17 protein-coding genes are annotated in these 21169 nt (G+C 47.9%); 11 read left to right on the forward strand and 6 right to left on the reverse strand.

Annotation, left to right across the window (positions count from 1 at the left end):
* Positions 1-21: 21 nt before the first annotated feature.
* Positions 22-2838 carry an excinuclease ABC subunit UvrA gene (gene uvrA, locus KD145_RS16965; protein WP_212000124.1) on the reverse strand — a complete coding sequence of 939 codons (2817 nt, stop codon included), beginning with the start codon at positions 2836-2838 and terminating at the stop codon, positions 22-24.
* A gap of 317 nt (positions 2839-3155) precedes the next feature.
* Here uvrA and KD145_RS16970 point away from each other — a divergent pair, with 317 nt between their 5' ends.
* A complete protein-coding gene (locus KD145_RS16970) occupies positions 3156-3737 on the forward strand; it encodes an RNA polymerase sigma factor (protein ID WP_374223483.1) in 582 nt (193 codons plus the stop codon).
* Between the two features lie 74 nt (positions 3738-3811).
* Here the strand turns inward: KD145_RS16970 and KD145_RS16975 are convergent, their stop codons facing one another.
* Positions 3812-5008 carry an acetyl-CoA C-acyltransferase gene (locus tag KD145_RS16975; RefSeq protein WP_212000125.1) on the reverse strand — a complete coding sequence of 399 codons (1197 nt, stop codon included), beginning with the start codon at positions 5006-5008 and terminating at the stop codon, positions 3812-3814.
* 300 nt (positions 5009-5308) lie between these two features.
* Between KD145_RS16975 and rlmN the strand changes: the two genes are divergently transcribed.
* From rlmN to KD145_RS16990, 3 genes are read left to right on the forward strand one after another with little or no spacing between them, the layout of a single operon-like run.
* The gene (gene rlmN / locus KD145_RS16980) at positions 5309-6352 is read left to right on the forward strand and encodes a 23S rRNA (adenine(2503)-C(2))-methyltransferase RlmN (protein ID WP_212000129.1); all 1044 of its coding nucleotides are present in this window, start codon (positions 5309-5311) and stop codon (positions 6350-6352) included.
* Between the two features lie 60 nt (positions 6353-6412).
* Positions 6413-7930, forward strand: coding sequence for a pseudouridine synthase (locus tag KD145_RS16985; protein WP_212000131.1), 1518 nt, complete (start codon positions 6413-6415; stop codon positions 7928-7930).
* 6 nt (positions 7931-7936) lie between these two features.
* Positions 7937-8659: an RluA family pseudouridine synthase gene (locus KD145_RS16990; RefSeq protein ID WP_212000132.1), complete on the forward strand. Its 723-nt coding sequence runs from the start codon at positions 7937-7939 to the stop codon at positions 8657-8659.
* A gap of 180 nt (positions 8660-8839) precedes the next feature.
* Here the strand turns inward: KD145_RS16990 and KD145_RS16995 are convergent, their stop codons facing one another.
* Positions 8840-9475, reverse strand: a complete 636-nt coding sequence (locus KD145_RS16995) for a peroxiredoxin (protein ID WP_212000133.1) — start codon at positions 9473-9475, stop codon at positions 8840-8842.
* A 564-nt stretch (positions 9476-10039) separates the two neighbouring features.
* Positions 10040-10636 carry a hypothetical protein gene (locus tag KD145_RS17000; RefSeq protein WP_212000134.1) on the reverse strand — a complete coding sequence of 199 codons (597 nt, stop codon included), beginning with the start codon at positions 10634-10636 and terminating at the stop codon, positions 10040-10042.
* Between the two features lie 145 nt (positions 10637-10781).
* Here KD145_RS17000 and KD145_RS17005 point away from each other — a divergent pair, with 145 nt between their 5' ends.
* A complete protein-coding gene (locus KD145_RS17005; RefSeq protein ID WP_212000136.1) occupies positions 10782-11786 on the forward strand; it encodes a YafY family protein in 1005 nt (334 codons plus the stop codon).
* Positions 11787-11823: 37 nt separating this feature from the next.
* Here KD145_RS17005 and KD145_RS17010 read toward each other — a convergent pair whose 3' ends face one another.
* Entirely contained in the window at positions 11824-12552 is a 729-nt protein-coding gene (locus KD145_RS17010; RefSeq protein WP_212000138.1) for a hypothetical protein, read from the reverse strand.
* 100 nt (positions 12553-12652) lie between these two features.
* Between KD145_RS17010 and ade the strand changes: the two genes are divergently transcribed.
* Positions 12653-14296, forward strand: a complete 1644-nt coding sequence (gene ade, locus KD145_RS17015) for an adenine deaminase (RefSeq protein ID WP_212000139.1) — start codon at positions 12653-12655, stop codon at positions 14294-14296.
* 81 nt (positions 14297-14377) lie between these two features.
* On the opposite strand, the gene KD145_RS17020 is transcribed toward ade, so the two are convergent.
* On the reverse strand, positions 14378-15469 hold the full coding sequence (locus KD145_RS17020) for an anhydro-N-acetylmuramic acid kinase (protein WP_212000140.1): 1092 nt from the start codon (positions 15467-15469) through the stop codon (positions 14378-14380).
* 108 nt (positions 15470-15577) lie between these two features.
* Between KD145_RS17020 and KD145_RS17025 the strand changes: the two genes are divergently transcribed.
* From KD145_RS17025 to KD145_RS17045, 5 genes are all read left to right on the forward strand, one after another.
* A complete protein-coding gene (locus KD145_RS17025; protein ID WP_212000142.1) occupies positions 15578-17473 on the forward strand; it encodes a von Willebrand factor type A domain-containing protein in 1896 nt (631 codons plus the stop codon).
* A gap of 48 nt (positions 17474-17521) precedes the next feature.
* Positions 17522-18175, forward strand: coding sequence for a uracil phosphoribosyltransferase (gene upp, locus KD145_RS17030; RefSeq protein ID WP_212000144.1), 654 nt, complete (start codon positions 17522-17524; stop codon positions 18173-18175).
* Between the two features lie 243 nt (positions 18176-18418).
* Positions 18419-19432, forward strand: coding sequence for a PorP/SprF family type IX secretion system membrane protein (locus tag KD145_RS17035; RefSeq protein ID WP_212000146.1), 1014 nt, complete (start codon positions 18419-18421; stop codon positions 19430-19432).
* Positions 19433-19640: 208 nt separating this feature from the next.
* The gene (locus tag KD145_RS17040; protein WP_256441317.1) at positions 19641-20384 is read left to right on the forward strand and encodes an EI24 domain-containing protein; all 744 of its coding nucleotides are present in this window, start codon (positions 19641-19643) and stop codon (positions 20382-20384) included.
* Complete coding sequence (locus KD145_RS17045) at positions 20384-21097, forward strand: SAM-dependent methyltransferase (RefSeq protein ID WP_212000148.1); 714 nt, start codon at positions 20384-20386, stop codon at positions 21095-21097. Before KD145_RS17040 ends, KD145_RS17045 begins: the two co-directional genes overlap by 1 nt.
* The last annotated feature ends 72 nt before the right edge of the window (positions 21098-21169 follow it).

The following is a 21169-nucleotide window of genomic DNA, read 5'->3' on the forward strand; positions in this document are numbered from 1 at the left end:
GAATCCGCGCCCTTTATCTTTTTAAATAAACTTCCCGGTATAACTTTCCTTCACTTTTTTCAATCCTTCCGGAACGCCGGTATACAGCAGATTTCCGCCACCAGCACCGCCTTCAGGCCCCAGGTCGATCACCCAGTCGGCACTGCGGATCACATCGAGATTATGCTCGATCACCAGCACCGTATGCCCCTGATCAATCAGTGCATTGAAAGAGTTAAGCAGCTTTTTGATATCATGAAAATGGAGGCCCGTAGTAGGTTCATCGAAGATAAACAGGATCTTGCCCTGTGCTTTACCCTTACCCAGGAAGGAAGCCAGTTTCACACGCTGTGCCTCACCGCCACTCAGGGTATCGCTGCTTTGTCCCAGTTTGATATACCCTAAACCAACATCGCTCAACGGCTTGATTTTATTGCAAACATCTTTTTCATCCTTAAAAAACTCCAATGCCTCATCTACACTGAGTTCCAGTATTTCGTAGATATTCTTGTTTTTATAGGTCACTTCCAGCACTTCGTCCTTGAACTTTTTACCGCCGCAGCTTTCGCACAACAGGTGTACATCCGCGAGGAACTGCATTTCCACTACTACTTCACCTTCACCCTTACAAGCATCACAGCGGCCTCCGTCTACGTTGAATGAAAAATGTTTGGGCTGGAACCCGCGCATCTTGCTCAGTGGCTGTTTGGAAAACAGGTCTCTGATTTCATCGTATGCTTTGATGTAGGTCACCGGATTGGAGCGGGATGATTTTCCGATTGGGTTCTGGTCCACCATTTCAATCTGGGTGATATCATCTACAGCGCCTTTCATGACTTTGTGATACCCTACCCTTTCGGCAAACTCTCCTTTCAGCTTCATGAGGGCAGGATAGAGGATTTGTTTTACCAGAGTGGTTTTCCCGGAACCACTCACACCTGTTACAACCGTGAACACTTCCAGTGGGAAGTCTACCGTAATATCTTTCAGATTATGCTGACGGCAGCCTTCCAGCGTGATGGCTTTTTTCCATTTACGCAGTTTTTGTGGCGGATCTATACGGAGAGTACCGCCGAGATATTTGCCGGTAAGGCTTTGGGGGTCGGTCAGTATCTCCTGATAGGTGCCGGCGAAAATCACTTCACCGCCCAGATGGCTGGCCAGCGGCCCCATATCGATGATGTAGTCGGCTTCTTCCATGATCTGCTCATCGTGCTCCACGATCACTACGGTATTACCGAGGTCGCGCAGCTCCTTCAGTACATTGATCAACCGGTGTGTATCGCGGGCATGCAGTCCTATGCTGGGCTCATCAAGGATGTACATGGAGTTGGTGAGGTTACTGCCCAGAGTGCGGGTCAGCTGAATACGCTGACTTTCGCCACCACTGAGGGTATTGGCCACCCTGTTGAGTGTCAGGTATCCTAACCCTACGTCCAGTAATGTTTTCAGGCGATGATTGATTTCAAACAGGATACGTTTGGCTACCTGCTGATCATATTCATTCAGTTCGAGATTGTCGAACCATGTTTTCAGGTCTGCCACAGGCATGTCTACCAGCTGGGCGATGTTGTCTCCGCCCACCTTGATGTAGAGTGCTTCCTTACGCAGACGGCCGCCGCCACAGTCTGGGCATATGGTACGTCCGCGATAGCGTGCCTGCAGTACACGGTATTGTACTTTGTAGAGGTTCTGCTCTACCATTTTGAAGAACTCATTGAGTCCGTAGAAATGCTCATTACCGGTCCACAGCAGCTGTACCTGTTCGTTGGTAAGGTCTGCTATCGGTTTGTGTATGGGGAAGTTAAATTTGCGGGCCACTTTAACCAGGGCCTCTTTGTACTCGCCCATTTTTTCTCCTCTCCACGGCGCGATCGCTCCTTCAAATACACTCAGGCGTTTATCCGGCATCACGAGATCGGCATCGATACCCAATACCTGACCAAAGCCTTCACAGGTGGGGCAGGCACCGTAAGGGTTATTGAAAGAGAACAGGTTAGGCACCGGCTCTTCAAACTGGATACCGTCCAGTTCAAAACGATTCGCAAAGTGGGTGATGTTGTTGCCGTCCACTTCCACGTAGCAGTCACCTTCGCTCTCGTAAAAAGCCGTCTGTACGCTATCGGCTATACGATGTTTATCATCTTCCTCAAAATCCTTGGTTACCAGCCTGTCTATCAGTACCCATGCATCTGCCGGCACAGCAGGTTTTTTCTGTTCTATCAACTCTTCGATGCGCAGCAGTCCGTTTCCTTCCGCAGCAGGAGAATACAGGCGGGAAAAACCTTTCTGCATGAGGATGTTGAGCTCTTCTTTCACATCACGCTTGGCATGACGGCGAAAAGGTGCCAGCAGCAATACTTTGCTGCCATGCTTCAGTGTGGTGATAAAGTCCACCACATCGCTTACCTCATGTTTTTTCACCAGCTGACCAGACACAGGGGAATAGGTTTTCCCGATGCGGCCAAACAGCAGCCGGAGGTAATCGTAGATCTCCGTCATAGAGCCTACGGTAGAACGGGGCGTGCGGGTGATTACCTTCTGCTCGATAGCGATGGCTGGACAGATGCCTTTAATGTAGTCAACATCCGGTTTGTTCATACGCATAAGGAACTGACGTGCGTAGGCACTGAGGCTCTCCGCATAACGACGCTGTCCTTCAGCATACAGTGTGTCCATTGTGAGGGAAGATTTTCCCGAACCCGAGACACCAGTCACCACTACCATTTTATTGCGGGGAATGGAGACGCTCACATTCTTAAGATTGTGGACCCTCGCGCCTTTTATGAAGATATTGTCCTGAGGGTTAACCTGCTGAGGATCAATGATGGTTTCTTTTTTCTTAGTTTTTGTTGCCATGACAGAACAAATTTAAGGGAAAAGATGTTAGTTGAATAGTAATTAGCCCCGCAAATCATTAATAGAAAATTAACCGGAAAAGAAAACCCCAAATAGGCTAAAAGCTAATATGCGTGCGCTAAAAAGCTATCTGGATTATTTGTTTTATTGAAGTATTCTTTTATATTTGCAAAGAACCTGTTCTATACCTTGGAATAAGTAACGAAATCTTTAACGCTTTAAACTGCTCACTATCGCATAAACTCTACTCAATTTAAACAACCAACAGGCTGTAAAGTCAGTATTTATTTACTAACCCGTTCTAGTTGTAGAAGTTTATGCAAATAATGTACAAATTGTGCGACGAGCAGTTGATTACCCTTTTTAAGAAAGGACACACTTCAGCATTGGAGGAATTGGTTCACCGTCATAAAGACAAGGTGTATACTTCCATCTTATTGCTTGTAAAGGATTCCTTTCTTGCGGAAGATATTTTCCAGGACACTTTCATCAAAATCATCGACACTATCAGGGCTGAACGTTATACGGAGAAAGGGAAGTTTTTACCTTGGGCCATGCGTATTGCGCACAACCTGTGTGTTGACCACTTTAGAAAAATAAAACGGACGCCGATGATCAAAACCGGCGACGATAAAGATATATTCGATGTACTGGGATTCAGCGATGCCTGTGTCGAAGATAAAATCATTACCCGCCAGAGCCACGACCGTGTCCGGATTATGCTGGACATGTTACCGGAAGAACAACGCGAAGTCATTATCCTCCGACATTACGCAGAACTCAGCTTTAAAGAAATTGCAGATCTCACGCAAGTGAGCATCAATACCGCCTTGGGTCGTATGCGGTATGGCCTGATCAATCTCCGGAAGATGATGACGGAGAAGCAAATTTGTCTATGAACGACCCTTTTTTGCTTGCCAGCAGCGGGCGGCCGGATGTAATGTCCGACCGCTCGTTATTTTTAGGCCAGTCCTCAGCATTTTTCAAAAACCATCGCAGCCCCCTGCCCTACGCCAATACACATGGTAGCAAGGCCATACCGCGCTTCCGGACGGCGTTTCATCTCATGCAGCAAGGTAGCGGTGATACGTGCGCCACTACAGCCCAGCGGGTGCCCTATCGCAATAGCACCACCGTTTACATTCACTATATCAGGATTAACAGACAGATCACGCATACACGCCAGCACCTGTACAGCAAAGGCTTCGTTGAATTCAGCCAGGTGTAACTGATCTATTGTGAGGCCAGCCCTTTGCAATGCCTTCCTGGTGGCAGGTATAGGACCTACTCCCATGATGGAAGGATCTACGCCCGCCACCCCGATAGCACGCACCATGGCCAGCGGCTTCAGATTAAACCGCTGCAGCGCCTTCTCAGAAACAATCATCACGGCAGCCGCGCCATCATTGATACCGGAGGAATTCCCCGCCGTCACCGAACCATCTTTAGCGAAAGCCGGGCGCAGCGACGCCAGCTTCTCCAGGGTTGTTTCCCGCGGATGCTCATCCCTGGAAATCACCTGCTCCTCTTTGTTGAGCGTAATGGTAACCGGTATTATTTCATCAGTCCAGCGGCCTGCCTGCTGCGCTGCTGCATAACGCTGCTGGCTGCGCAGGGCAAACAGGTCCTGTTCCTCCCTTCCTATCTTCCATTGCTGTGCTACATTTTCGGCCGTTTCTCCCATGGAGTAAGGATGATAGAGATCGGCCAGGGCTTTATTCGTAAAACGCCAGCCGAGGGTAGTATCGAACATCTCCGATTTACGGCTGAAAGGCCCGTCTGCCTTACCCATTACAAAAGGCGCACGGGTCATGCTTTCCACGCCACCAGCCAGATACACCTCACCTTCTCCGCACATCACAGCACGGGCAGCATCCATAATGGCCTGCATACCGGAAGCGCATAAACGGTTTACGGTATTGCCCGCCACCGTTACCGGCAGTCCTGCCAGCAAAGCGGACATACGGGCCACATTACGATTGTCTTCCCCCGCCTGGTTGGCAGCACCGGCAATTACGTCTTCAATGGCGGCCGGATCTACAGAAGGATTACGGCTCATCAGTGCTTTCAGCACATGGGCCAGCATATCATCCGGGCGAACAGTGCTCAGCACACCGCCATACCGGCCTATAGGTGTACGTACCGCATCTACAATGTAGGCAACTTGCATGTTGATCAATTGGTTTACTTGCAATATAAACTCTTTTTCCCTTCAGGCAGGGTCTGCAGAAAAGGTGGCACCGGAAGGCTTCATTTACCTGGCACAGCCGGCAATCCTGCACAAATCTAAGCTGTCTCAACCAGCTATCAGCGGTCTGTATTATCCACCAAATCTTATCTAATTTATTCATTTTGAACAATTTAGCAATCAATTATGGTAAACCCAACGGGGCTAACAGCTATTTTATATATCTTTGCAGATGCTTTCCGACTGCCGTAAGGCAGCCATTTGCTCATATAACAGTCAATAATGAAGTCTGACAAAAAAAATATCCGGCATTTAAGCCTACCAGCATTACAGGAATATTTCGGGTCTATTGGTGAAAAGGCCTTTCGTGCCAAACAGGTGTACGAATGGATCTGGCTCCGTCATGCAGGCAGCTTTGAGGCTATGACCAACCTGTCGAAAGACCTGCGTCATAAGCTGGAGGAGAACTTTACCCTCCCGGCCGTAAAAGTGGATGCTACTCAGCATAGCAACGATGGTACTATTAAAAGCCGTTTCCGTTTGCACGATAATCACCTGGTAGAAGGGGTACTGATCCCTACCGACACCCGGCAGACCGCTTGTGTGTCTTCGCAGGTAGGCTGCAGCCTCAGCTGTAAGTTCTGTGCTACCGGTTATATGGATCGCAAACGTAACCTGGATTACGATGAAATATATGATGAAGTGGCCCTGATCAACCAGCAGGCCATGGAGCATAACGGAAAGAAACTTACCAACATCGTATTTATGGGCATGGGAGAACCCCTGCTCAACTATAAAAACGTATTGCATGCCATCGAAAGGATCACTGCTCCTGATGGTTTAGGCATGTCCCCAAAACGAATCACCGTTTCCACGGCAGGTGTCGCTAAAATGATCCGCCAGCTGGGCGATGACAAAGTTCGTTTTAACCTGGCCCTGTCTTTACACGCCGCCAACGATAAAAAGCGCAGCGAAATCATGCCCATCAACGATTCCAACAGCCTGAAGGAACTGGTTGATGCCCTGAATTATTTTTATAAAGCCACAGAAAACGAGATATCATTTGAATATATCCTTTTCAAGGACTTCAATGACTCCAAACAGGACGCCGACGAGCTGATTAAAATCTATCGTCAGGTACCTGCCGACCTGGTAAACATTATCGAATACAATCCGATTGATAATGCCCGTTTCCAGAAACCAGACTCACAGACCGCTGAGGAGTTTATGGAATATCTCGGCAAACATCGTGTGAATGCAAGATTACGCCGGAGCCGTGGTAAAGATATCGATGCCGCCTGCGGACAACTGGCCAACAAAGGTTAAATCAGAACAATAAAAATTTCTATGGGTCATGCCAGCATGACCATCAATTAATAATAATTTATGAAGAAGAAACAACCTGCTAAGAAGGGTCCCGCTCCTTTTAAAGGAAGAAAAACGGACAGCACCGGTAAACCGGCAGCAGGCAATCGCAACCGCTCCTCCTTTGATGGTGAAAGACCTGGAAGAGCATCTGCAAAAGATAACACTGGTGAGGGAAAGCCCGCTTTCCGTAAACGTACCTACGGCAGCGACAAAGAAGGTAACACCGGCGACTTCCGCAAACGTTCCTTCGATGGTGAAGACAAACCACAACGCAAACGCAGCTTCAGCAAAGACAGCGACGAAGCTAAACCTGCGTTCCGCAAACGTACTTCCGGCTTCGAGGCGGAAGACAAACCACAACGTAAACGCAGTTTCAGCAAAGACAGCGACGAAGCTAAACCTGCGTTCCGCAAACGCACTTCCGGCTTCGAAGCGGAAGACAAACCCACTTCCCACAAGCGTTCTTTCGGCGATGGTAAAAAACCTGTTCGCAAAAGCTTCAGAGAAGACAATACCGCAGATGAGTCTGCCACTCCGCGTAAACGGACTTACGGCGACAAAAAGACTTTTGGTAAAAAACCTGCTGACAACTACTCCCGTAAAGAAGAAAGCTCTTTCCACGGAGATGCCAGCGAAGGTACCGGCGCACGTCATAAAGAAACACCCAGCGGCTTTAACCGTAAAAAATTCTTTGACCGTGTCAACGACCGCTTTACCGACAAAAAAGAAAGACGCGTAGCCACCAAAAGTACTGGTAAAAGCAACCGCGACTTCTCCAAAACCAGTAGGGAATCCAAAGAAAGCACTTTCGCTCCTGGCGAAATGCCGTTGAATAAATACATCGCGCACTGTGGGCTTTGTTCCCGCAGAAAAGCAGTAGACTTCATCAAGGAAGGTAAGGTGACCGTCAACGGACAAACCATCACAGAACCCGCTACCAAAGTAACCGGCGCTGATGTGGTGACGCTCTCCGAGAAAAAGATCAACCTGACCAAGAACCTGGTGTACATCCTTTTAAACAAACCCAAAGGCTTTATCACCACCACCGACGATCCGGAAGGACGTAAAACCGTGATGGACCTGGTTAAGGATGCTGCCGGCGACGAAAGGGTATATCCTGTTGGCCGCCTGGACCGCAACACCTCCGGACTGCTGTTGCTCACCAATGACGGCGAACTGGCGCAAACACTGGCTCATCCCAAACATAATATCAAAAAGATCTACCAGGTAGAACTGGACAAACCGCTTACCAAAGCCGATTTCGAAAAGATCGTGGAGGGCCTCACCCTGGAAGATGGCGTTGCCTACGTGGATGCACTGGGATATGTAGATCCGAAAGATAAAAAGCAAATCGGTATCGAGATCCACAGCGGTAAAAACCGTATCGTACGCCGTATTTTCGAGCACCTTTCCTATTCAGTAGAAAAGCTGGACCGTGTGATGTACGCCGGGCTGACCAAAAAAACACTGAATCGTGGCCAGTGGCGCTATCTCAACGAAAAAGAAGTGATCCTGCTGAAACATTTTAAAAAATAACTGCTGGTGCGATTAGAAGAGCATATTTTACTGGAAACACCTGATTTTGTAGTCGTTAACAAGCCATCCGGCATGCTGACACTGCCCGACAGGCACGACAACGAACTCACTTCCCTGATTGCCATCATGAAAAAGGCGTACGGGGAAATATTCACCGTACACCGTCTGGACCGCGACACCAGCGGTATTATCCTGTTTGCCCGGAATGAGGCCGCCCACAAATATTTCTCCCAGCTGTTTGAAAGCAGGGATGTACAGAAATATTACCTGGGACTGGTACATGGAGAGCCTACACCAGCAAAAGGCTCTATCAGCGAAGGCATCATGGAGCATCCGGTACAGAAAGGCAAAATGGTTACCAACCGTAAAGGGAAGGCTTCTTTGACTGATTATGAGGTGTTGGAGACATTTGGTCTCTACAGTCTGGTGAAATGGCAGATCCACACGGGCCGTACCCACCAGATCAGGGTACATATGAAATATCTGGGGCATCCTATTGCCGTAGATGAATTGTATGGCAGTCCGCAGCCGGTGTTATTGTCTGCCATCAAGAAAAAATTTAAGCTTGGCAAACATACAGAAGAGGAACGTCCACTACTGAGCAGACTGGCTTTACATGCCGCCATGCTGGTGTTTAAAGATCCATCCGGTAAGGAATATACGATAGAAGCTCCACTCCCGAAAGATATCAGTGCGGTGCTGAACCAACTGAGAAAACACCGGAATTAAGATATAGTGTCTGGTTTAATACTGGCCCGTTGGCATCATTGCCGGCGGGCTTTTTTTATGGGCAAAAAAAAACGGGGAAAAATCCCCGCTTCGTAAAAATCAAAAACCAACCATTAAAAACTCTTATAATAATAAGCCGCTACCTGGTTGATAGTAAATCGGCTTTGTTGAATTCGCTTTTTATTTGTTAGGCTGTGGTGTTGTTCTCAGATAAGGCTTAATGATTTTATGGCCTTTCGGAAAACGCTCCGGAATTTCTGCGGTGGGCACTGCCGCCGTAACAATCACATCTTCTCCGTCTTTCCAGTCTGCCGGTGTTGCTACGCTGTAGTTAGCAGTCAGCTGCAGGGAGTCGATAACGCGTAAAACCTCGTTAAAGTTCCTTCCGGTAGAGGCCGGATAGGTAATTGTCAGTTTTACTTTTTTGTCAGGACCGATAACAAAAAGGGACCTTACAGTAAAGGTTTCTGAAGCGTTCGGGTGGATCATACCGTAGAGGTTGGCCACTGTCTTGTCTTCATCTGCAATAATAGGAAAAGTTACGTCACAATGTTGCGTTTCGTTAATATCTCCTATCCAGCTAATATGTTTATCCAGAGGATCTACGCTGAGTGCCAGCACTTTAACGTTCCTTTTGGCAAACTCGCCATTTAAAAGCGCTGTTTTACCCAGTTCTGTCGTACAAACCGGTGTAAAGTCTGCAGGGTGGGAAAATAATACGCCCCAGCTGTCTCCGAGGTAGTCGTAAAAATCAATTTCCCCTATTGTGGTCTTAGCTTTGAAATTGGGAGCAGTATCGCCCAGTCTTAAACTCATAATTTCACAATTTACTTGTCCAAAAATAGCATTTTCCTACAAAAATTATAGACTTTAAAGGAACTTTTTCTCATTTTGGACGCTTTTTTTTAAGAAAGCTCTCCTGTAAGGTTTTTCAGGGTCAACAATCAGATGAACAGGTTTGATGCTTTTTCTTTTGCCTCCTCCGGCTCTTCGGGAAAATATTCCCGAAGAGCACGTCAGATACATGTTTGAAAGACCAGGTAAACTTTCCGGACTGGAGGCCGTGATATCAGACAATCACTGAGGGGGATGAATGTCTTTATGCCGGAGGCACTCCTTTGGAATGCGTTTTACCTGACTTCTCCCGGCAATGGCTTTTTCAATAAAGATGCTGGTCATCTTGAATAGGTCACTTTCATTTTTGCATCTATGGGGTTAAATGGTAACAAATAGGGTTATTGGGGTTAACAAACGGGCAAACAAACAGGATTCAATCGGGATTTTAAAAAAGTGGTTAACAAACGATTATGGATTTCAAGGGTTAAGGGACAATGGACAAGAGGTTTTACAAACGTTTGGATGATATGGGGTTTCAAATCATCATGGATGAGAAGATTGTAACTGCCAGGCATAATAAGCCATGCTGAAGCTGAGATCATCGGCCAGGCCGGCTTTTATTCGGGCTGCTTCATCTTCCAGTTCTATTTCAATAAATCCAAGGTACAAGTCATAATTGTTGCGCAGTGTTTGCAGGCACTGCTCCATTTTTTCAGTCAGGTCAGCACGAGCCGGAGGAGGTGGAGGTACCACCGGCATAGCCACTACCTTCTGGATGAAATAACAGGCATCTTCCGCACAGATCTCCCATTCATGGTGTTCAGGCCTGCTCAAATAAAAAAGCATGTTATCAAACACCACAGCATTGCCCAGTTCTGCTTCCAGATCAATGATTTCCGGGATGTGACGCATATCTTCCAGCTTCTTTACAATGGTCATTTGTACGGCATCATTTTTTTCATGGCTGTACCTTAACATTGTATTCATTACTTCATAAGTAGTTACAAGATCACAAGGATACCACACGCCATCCTGCTGCACATGACCCCATAATGTCAGATAGTTGGAATCGTCCATAATGATCTGGCCTATTGAAACGGCCTGCATTTGCATAGTTGCTGTTGTATGTGTTTGACTCATAACTGTCAGCTTTTTGATAACGATACAAAACTACCGGCTCTGCACGCAAGGGATTTGCGTAGTGACAATATCCTGTGAAATTTTTTCCCTGCTACCCCCCTAAAGCCCGGAATTGCTTATTTTTAAGCACAAAAAATTAATTCTTGTGCCAAAAAACAAGGACGCAGTTTCGCGCTATCGCTGGATAGATGAGCGTTTACGCAATAAAAGGCTGCCAAAACCCACTCTCGATAACCTGATTGAGTACGTATCTGAAAAAATGGATGCTGCCATCTCCACCCGCACCATTCAGAAAGATATACAGGATATGCGCCAGGACCCTGAACTCAACTACATGGCGCCCATCGTATACGACCGTAGCAGCCGCACTTATCGTTATGACGATGAATCCTTCTCTATCAGTAACATTCCCATTGAAGAAGCAGACCTCCAGGGCCTGGAAATCGCTATCGGCATACTCGAACAATTTCGCAGCCTGCCCGTAGTACAGCAGTTTGAAGACGCTATCCTCAAAATAGCCGCCAGCCTGAAAATGAACCGGGAAGCCCTTCAACATAAAGGCCTGATCAAATTTGCACGTGCCTCCCAGTACAAAGGCGCCGAACATATCCCCGAAATAGTAGACGCCATCAAAAACCTGGAGGTGATCCGCATCGCCTACCAGAGCTTTGACCGCAACGAGCCCAAGGAACATTGGGTAGAACCCTACCACCTCCGGGAATACCAACACCGCTTTTACCTGATCGGCAAAAGCCAGCAGACCCGCGGCGGCGCTGTCATCACCTTCGCACTCGACAGAGTGGTGGCGCTATGGCCTACCATGAACCATTTTGATGAAAAAAACTTCGATGACGCCAGCTATTTCAAACATGCCATCGGCATCACCGTACATGATGGAGAACCGGAAAATGTAGTGCTGTCCTTCTCCCCCAAACAGGGAAAATATATCAAATCACAACCCATACATGCCTCCCAGCAAGTGCTGGCAGACAACAGCAAGGAATGCCGCATCTCCCTCAATGTGGTTATTAATCCCGAACTCACCATGACACTGCTCAGCTATGGTGCCCAGGTAAAAGTGCTGCAGCCGCAACACCTGGCCGATAAAGTGGCTGAAGAAGCCAAAGAAATGATGAAGCTGTACAAATAAAAAATACTGCCGGGGCATCTCTACCCCGGCTGCCGCGTTATTTCACCGCCGGCTTCTCAAACAGTGAATCAGCTGCCGGCCGATTCACTTCCAGATGATTGATCCGTATCTTTGCCCCCACCGGTGACTGTTCGGTCATACCCGGATAAACATATCCATCCACGGTTTTGCGGTAATCCGACAAACGCGTTACCAGCTCTGCCTTCCGACCATTGATATCAATTTCATTGGTGGCCTTCACCAGGTAAAAACTTGTGGCATCCAGGTAGGCAAACCCTATAAAACCTTCTGCAGTCGTCACTTTCAGCTTGTACACCGACATACCATCCAGCGTGTCTTTGCCCAGCAGTTCCACCTTCTTGCCCTTTGCTGCAATATCAAACAACTCACCGGTTACATCCAGCTGCGGCAGCATCAGTCTGCGCACTACCGGCTCAATTTCCTCCACTTCCAGCTTGCCGGTCACCGGCATATACTGCCAACCAGCATCTTTTCTCAGCACCTGTATATTTTTAGTATCCTTCACATCAAACTCTACCCGCATGGCTTCTCCCTGCTTCACCCATTTTCTGATCGGCACCTTCAGGCCCTGCGCCTCCAGCACCATCTCCCCTTCCATATACTGTGTTTTGAGGGCCTTCAATCTGGAAGCCCCACCCATGGCCTCGGTGTAATGATCCAGCACCTCTGTCAGTGTTTGTGCCTGCATCACCATACTACTCATCAACATCCCTGCAGCCAGCGAAAAAACCTTTACATATTTCATAACTATCGTTTGTATTTTTTTGAATGATCAATGGTTACCAAAAAACGTACCCTCCTTTTCATACATGCCGAAAATGCCGGCTATTCCTTAGCTTTACGGCATGAATACATACCAGATCTCCGGCAACCTTGTAGATATTCTGCAACAGGAAATTTATCCGGCCACGCTGCACATTGCAGATGGACGTATACAACAAATCATTCGTAACAGCAACGAATACCCGAATTACATACTGCCCGGCTTTACCGATGCGCATGTACACGTAGAAAGCTCTATGCTTATTCCTTCTGAATTTGCACGGCTGGCAGTTGTACATGGCACCGTGGCCACCGTTAGCGATCCTCACGAGATCGCCAATGTAATGGGCGTGGAAGGCGTACAGTTTATGCTGGACAATGGAAAACAGGTACCTTTTAAATTTAATTTCGGGGCGCCCTCCTGCGTGCCTGCTACTACCTTCGAAACAGCCGGCGCCATAGTAGGCGTACACGATATAGATCAGCTGCTGCAACGCGACGATATCAAATACCTCGCGGAAATGATGAACTTCCCGGGTGTACTCCACAAAGACCCGGAAGTAACGGCTAAAATAGCAGCGGCCCACAAATATGGTAAACCGGTAGACGGCCATGCACCAGGGCTCACCGGCGAAGCAGCTAAAGCCTATATCAATGCGGGCATCAGCACTGATCACGAATGTTTCACCCTGGAAGAAGGACGCGAAAAACTGCAATATGGCATGCATGTGCTGATCCGCGAAGGCAGCGCCGCTAAAAACTTCGAGGCTCTTATTCCGCTCCTGCACGACTACCCGGAAAAAATCATGTTCTGCAGCGACGATAAACACCCCGACAACCTGGTGGAAGGCCATATCAACCAGCTCGTCAAACGGGCTCTCTCACACGGCATCGACCTCTTCAAAGTACTGCGGGCAGCCTGTATAAACCCGGTACTGCACTATAAACTCGACAACGGGCTACTACGGGAAAATGATCCTGCCGATTTTATTATTACAGACAACCTCCGGGATTTTAATATCCTCGCTACCTATATCAACGGTCAGAAAGTTGCTGAAAATGGTAAAACACTGATCAGCCCGGTGCCTTGCACTCCTGTCAATAACTTTGTCTGCAACAGCAAAACACCTGCTGACTTCAGAACACCTGCTAACGGAAACGGCCATACGGCAAAAGTAAAAGTCATGGAAGCTCTGGACGGACAACTGATCACCAATGCCCTCCAGGCAGAACTGCCGGTGGCTAACGGACTAATTATGACCGATACCCCACAGGATGTGATCAAGCTGGTAGTGGTAAACCGCTACCGCGAAGCACCCATTGCCACCGCCTTTATCCGGGGTTTTGGCCTGAAACAGGGCGCTATTGCCTCTTCCGTAGCACACGACAGTCACAATATCATTGCTGCAGGCATCGACGACGACAGCATCTGCGCTGCCGTTAATGAAGTCATCCGCCACCGCGGAGGCATCAGCATTGCCGGCTCCGAAGGCGCTAAAGCACTGCCCTTACCGGTTGCCGGACTTATGAGTAACCTTGATGGCTACACGATTGCTGAACAATACAGCTGGTTTGACCAGGCAGCCAAACAACAGGGAGCGACCTTAGCCTCTCCTTATATGACTTTGTCATTTATGGCCCTGCTGGTAATCCCTCATCTGAAACTCAGTGACCTTGGCCTGTTTGACGGAGATCAGTTTGCATTTACACCGGTAGATGCTGCATAATATATCCGTATCTACATAAAAAAGCCCCCGAAAGTGCTGTACTTCCGGGGGCTTTATATTTCAGAGAAATTCCTACCTGTTTTAATGACTGATCCACAGCGCACCATTGATGGTATCGCGTTCTGCACCTGTCACGGAAGACAGCACATTCACTTCCTGCCTCCATCTTAATGTCCCGATCAGCGCCATGATCAGCGCTTCCTTAAATGCCACTGTCTGCTCGTCCGGTACCGCTACTTCAACACCCAGCGGGGCCAGCTGTTGACGGATATTCTCCACCAGAAAAGTATTAAAGGCTCCACCACCGGTAACCAGCAGTTGGGCTGGGCCTTCCGGCATTTTGGCCTTCAGCGTTTCTACCGCTTTCGCGATCTGTACAGCGATATGTTCTGTATACGTACGCAGTTTACCCTGTACGGATATACGCAGTGCGTTGATCATCGGCAACACAGTATCAGTGCCAAACTCATTCGCCAGTGATTTAGGCGATGGCTGCTGATAATAAGCCAATGCATTCAGCTGTTCCATCAGCGCCGCGTCTGTTACACCGCCGGCTGCCAGGGCACCGCCTTCGTCGTAAGGTTTGTTGAGCATGGCTGCCAGCTCATTGAGCACCCGGTTGGCCGGGCAAACATCGAATGCCACAAAACCTTCCGGCAGCTGAGCAGAAATATTGGCAATACCGCCCAGGTTGAGCCAGAACTGATAACCACCCAGCAAATATTTTTCGCCTATTGGTACAATCGGAGCACCCTGACCCCCCATTGCCACATCAACCGCACGCAGGTCGGTGATTACCGGCAGGCCGGTCACCGCCGTAATAGCTGCGCCGTCGCCTAATTGAGCCGTCATTTTACTACCTGGTATATGAAAAGTGGTATGGCCATGAGAGGCGATAAAATGTATTTTATGATCCAGTTCATTCTTCTCGATAAAAGACAGAATACGCTTTCCGGTATAATGCCCGTAGGCAGTATGCAACAGCAGGTATTCCCTGGCAGGAAGTGTAGTGGCAGAAGCCAGTTTCTCTACCCATTCCGGTTCGTAAGGCAGGCTTTCAGATGCCTTGATAACATAAGACCATTGCCCCCTGATCTCCGTCAGCTCGGCGAAAACAATATCCAGTCCATCCAGCGAACTACCGGACATGGTACCTATCACGTTATATACCATCAACTAAAATTTTGGCAAAGGTAGGATTTCCCTGCCGGTAATTTTTTTTATTGGGTTTATGGAAAACAGATCTGACCCGGCATCATGTGCACAGAAAATTCCAACAATATGCAGAAATATCTTTCCTTACTCCTGCTGAACTGCCTGCTGGTCTTACAGGCTGCCGGCCAGCTGCGCGTGATTACCGGCAGCGTGTTACGCAACGATAACAATACCGCTATCCCTAATGCGGTAGTACGGGTACAGGGCACCGATTATATGGCAGCCACCGACACCAAAGGTCATTTTAGCCTGAAAGCCCCTGCTGGTGCGCTTATCCTGGAGGCGATTGCCACCAATTACAAAAATGCCGTGATGAATATTACGGCCACACAAAACACTGTGACATTTAAAATGCAGCCCCTTCAGGTTGCCCCAAAACCGGAGCTGTCGGAAGTGATGGTAAGCCACGACGATAAGGCTATTATGATGGAACCCGCCAGACCCACACCACTCGCAGGCCGCGTGGCCGGAGTTGCCGTCAAACGGCACATGACCAATTCCGTTAAAATGGCCTATCCCGCTCCCCAGGATAATTTTAATACAGAAGACTACAGCCCTATCAATGAAAATATCTTTCATGCTGTGACCGATCAGCCGCTGAGTACTTTCAGCATTGATGTGGACAGGGCTTCCTATAGTAATGTCCGTCGCTTTCTCAACCAGGGACAGATGCCTCCGGCAGATGCTGTACGGGTAGAAGAGATGATCAACTATTTTGATTACCACTACAAGGCTCCTGTCAACAATGATCCGGTATCTATCTATACTGATATGTCCATCTGTCCCTGGAATACCAGTCATCAGCTGGTGCGCATAGCCCTGAAAGGCAAGCAGGTAGACGCCAGGGAGCTGCCTCCATCCAACCTCGTATTCCTGCTGGACGTATCCGGATCGATGAATGAAGATAATAAACTGCCTTTGGTGAAACGTGCCTTTGCAGCGCTGGTACAGCAGTTACGGCCGCAGGACAAAGTGGCTATCGTTGTATATGCCGGTGCTGCCGGTGTGGTACTACCTTCTACCAGTGGCCAGGATAAAAAGAAAATACTGGAAGCATTGGAATCCTTACAGGCTGGCGGCTCTACAGCCGGCGGAGAAGGTATTCAGCTGGCCTATAAAATCGCTGCTGAAAACCGCCATACCAACAGCAACAATCGGGTAATACTGGCCACAGACGGTGATTTCAACGTAGGTCCTTCCAGCGATGGAGAGCTGATGCGCATCATAGAAAAAGAAAGACAAAAGGGCATCTTCCTTTCTGTGCTGGGCTTTGGCATGGGCAATTATAAAGACAACAAACTGGAACTGCTGGCCGACAAGGGCAATGGCAACTATGCCTACATCGATAATTTCGAAGAAGCACGCCGCACCTTTGTGACCGAGTTTGGCGGCACCTTGTTTACCATCGCAAAAGATGTGAAGCTGCAGATAGAATTTAATCCCACTTTCGTGCAGTCGTACCGGTTAGTAGGTTATGAAAACCGTATGCTGCAGAATGAGGATTTCAACAATGATAAAAAAGATGCCGGTGATATGGGCGTAGGCCACACGGTCACCGCTCTTTACGAGATCATCCCCGTAGCGGGCAAGGATCAGGAAGGTAAAGTAAACTGGGTGGATCCGCTTAAATACCAGCATACCACAATAGTGGGCAATAAACCAGAAGTGCTGACCGTGAAACTTCGTTACAAAAGACCGCAGGAAGATAAAAGCCGGCTCATGCAGCAGATACTTCCTTATAGCCGTCAACGTGTGGAAGAAGCGCCGGAAGATTTCCGGATGGCCGCTGCTGCAGCATCTTTCGGGCAACTGCTGCGTAACTCCGCCTTTAAAGGAACAGCTACTTATAACGAGGTGATGAAACTGGCTGCCAGCGCCAAAGGCAGTGATACAGAGGGTTACCGGGCAGAGTTTGTTCAGCTGGTGAAAAAAGCCAGTTTGCTTAGCAAGGAGCAGGAGTAGGTTTCCACGATTTTTCGGTAATTTGCCGGCTCAAAGGGAAGCAGAAATATGATAATCAATTTAAGTGAAACAAATTCGCTGGTTGGAGAATGGCTAAGCGAGATCAGAAATGCGGATGTTCAGCAGGACCGTATGCGTTTCCGTCGCAATATGGAAAGGTTGGGTGAAGTAGCCGCCTACGAAATCAGTAAGACGCTGGAATATGTGGAGAAAGAAGTAACCACGCCCATGGGTATTGCTAACTGCCGGGTATTAAAAGAACAACCGGTACTGGCTACCATCCTGCGGGCAGGACTGGCGCTCCATCAGGGTTTGCTGCATTATTTTGACAAGGCAGACCATGCCTTCATTTCAGCTTACCGTAAACATAATCGCGACGGCTCTTTTGATATCAGCCTGGAATATGTCAGCAGCCCTTCCATTGAAGGCCAGGTGCTGATCCTGTCTGATCCGATGCTGGCTACCGGCGCATCGCTGGTAAAAACCATCGAACATCTGGAAGCCATCGGTAAACCCAGACACATTCACCTCGTAGTGGCTATCGCCTGCACAGTAGGTATCGAGTATGTGATCCGCAACTGCAAAGCCAATATCACTATCTGGGCCGGTGACATCGATGATGAACTGACCGCCAAAGGCTATATTGTACCAGGCCTCGGCGATGCCGGTGATCTGGCCTTCGGAAATAAATTGCAACAATAATCGGGAACGGACGTTAAATAAAAGGAATTTCCAATTACAGCTTACGGATTTGAATGTTTAAAAGATAGTGCAGATGTAACACGAATTTCCACTACCTTCTAAATATCCAAATCCGTAATTTTATTTAACAGATCAGGCTTTATTCCATTATTAACATTTTTACACATGGATTTAATTTGAAATATGATTTAATTACTGTACCTTCACCCGACTGCATAAACCCTATGCTTTTAAGCTTATCATATGAAAAGAGCTTTACTATTCTTGACCATATTCTTATGTATTAATTCTTTGCGGGCCCAGGATCCGCACTTTTCTCAGTTTTTTGCCTCTCCGCTTACGCTCAATCCGGCCTTTACAGGTTTATTTTCAGGTGATTATCGTTTATCCGGCAACTACCGTTCCCAATGGCGCAGCATCTCTACGCCGTTTGTGACCGGTACCGCTGCAATCGACTTCGGTATCCTGAAAAACGTGATTTCCTATACAGACATCTGGGGCGTAGGGCTGATGGCAGTATATGACAGAAGTGGCGGCGGAGCACTGACTTCGACCTATCTTTCCGCCAGCACGGCTTATCATAAAGGTCTCGATCCGGAAGGCAACCATACCATTGCCATCGGCTTACAAGGCACGCTGGTACAAAAACGGATAGACAACACCAAGCTCCAGTTCGAAAACCAGATGGACAACAATGGCTACAATCCATTGATTCCCAGCAACGAAACACTGGTAAATCCTAAAATATCCTACTTCGATCCCAACATCGGGATTTTATATAATGGTTTGATCGGAGAATCGTCCAACATCTACCTGGGTGCTTCCTATTACCATATCACCCAGCCGGTGGAATCTTTCATGGCCGAAACCCAGAATCGCCTCAGCTACCGCTGGACCCTCCATGGTGGTGGTTCTGTACCGGTTAACGGGAAAGATCGTTTTCATACCAGCATTCTTTACATGAAACAAAGCACCGCTTCAGAATTCACTTTTGGCGGCGCCTATGGCTTCACTCTCGATGATGTGGATGACAACCCCACTACGCTTTTCCTGGGTAGCTGGTATCGTCTGAAAGATGCGATCATCCCTTATGTAGGCATGCAGTTCAAAGGCTTCCAGGTAGGGCTTACCTATGATACCAACGTATCTTCCCTGCGCCCTGCATCCAACGCCCGCGGCGGTCTGGAGATATCCCTGATTTACATCCATACCAGAAACGAGAACAACAAATACAAAACGCTTTGTCCGCGTTTCTAATCAGCTACTGTCACTTATCAATATATCGGAACCGTGTGGCACTGCTGCACGGTTTTTTTTATCATGAATGCAGCAAAATCAATTAATTCCATAAATACAGGCCGGAGTAAAATATTTTTGCCTTAGTTTCGTTCATCCTTCAATCATTCGGGATAAATATTTTCTGTCACTAAAAAATATTCAGGCGTTGTTTTCATTCAGAGAGGTATTGTCGGCTATTCAAGCATATGGAAAGGCCCACCAGTTCATTATGCAGCATAAATTGTGGAAGTGGATTCTGATACCCGGCATTATATACTGTTTATTGTTCTTTACGGGATTCTATTTTGTTTGGGGATATTCCGGTGATTTTGTGGAATACCTGACCCGACTGCTGCACATCACAGAATGGGTACAGGACCTGGAAAGCAGCTGGGTAAGTTTTCTCTTTATCCTCGTAGCTTTTTCTGTGCGGATCATATTTGTATTCTGGTATTTCTCCTATTTCAAATACCTGTTCCTGATAGTAGCCTCCCCTGTTTTTTCGTACCTCTCTGAAAAAACAGAAGCGATCCTGGAATACCGCGAATTCCCTTTCAGCTGGAAACAACTGGGGCAGGATATCTGGCGGGGCATCCGGATGTCATTCCGTAATATCGTATACCAAACAGCTGCTATTCTCATTTTGCTGGTGGTTTCGTTTATACCCATTGTTGGCTGGATCACGCCCATGATAGGCTTTTTCATAGAAGCTTATTTTTATGGTTTTTCCATGATGGACTATAGCTGTGAACGCCACCGGCTGAGCATGGCACAGAGCATTCAGTTTATCCGCCAGCACCGGGGTATGGCCCTGGGCAACGGGATGGTGTTCTACATATTTATGCTGGTGCCGGTATTAGGCTGGATGCTGGCCCCCTCTTATGCTGTCATTGCAGCTACCATCGATTTACAACATAAAAAACTGATATAATGAGTGCTACAGGCAAAGTGTACCTGATTCCGACTGTGTTGAGCGCTGACGCCCTGTTCAGCATTCCGTCCTATATCACTACCATTGCGCAGGAACTGCGTGTATTTTATGTAGAAAACGAGCGGACTGCCCGCCGTTATCTCAAAGCCCTGGATAGAAATATCAATATTGATGAACTGCAGCTGTTGCCCATGCACGAGAACCAGCCACCGGATGTGGCCCTGGCCAAAAAGCTGTTACTGGCCGGTACAGATATCGGCATCCTCAGTGAAGCCGGATGCCCCGCCATCGCAGATCCTGGTCATCTCGTAGTACAAGCCGCCCACAGCGTTGATGCCCGGGTAATACCCATGGTAGGCCCCAACTCCATTCTGCTGGCCCTGATGGCCTCCGGCATGAATGGCCAGAACTTCCAGTTTACCGGCTATCTGCCTATCAAAGCTCCCGAAAGAGGAAAAGCATTACGACAACTGGAAGAAGAATCTGAAAGAAAAAAACAAACCCAGTTGTTTATAGAAACACCTTACCGCAACAATCAGCTGCTGAAAGACATTCTGGACAACTGTAAAGACCATACCCGGCTGTGTATTGCCGCTGATATCACCGGCCCGGCAGAATATATCAAAACAAAAACCATCCGGGAATGGCGCAACGCCCTGCCGGACCTCCATAAACGGCCAGCGATATTTTTACTCTACGCTGTCCCCGCATAACTCAGCTAATTACATAAAAGACGAAGACCTAAGCATCCTGCTTAGGTCTTCGTCTTTTATGATTATTCATTA

Source organism: Chitinophaga sp. HK235 (genome assembly GCF_018255755.1).
GTDB lineage: Bacteria > Bacteroidota > Bacteroidia > Chitinophagales > Chitinophagaceae > Chitinophaga.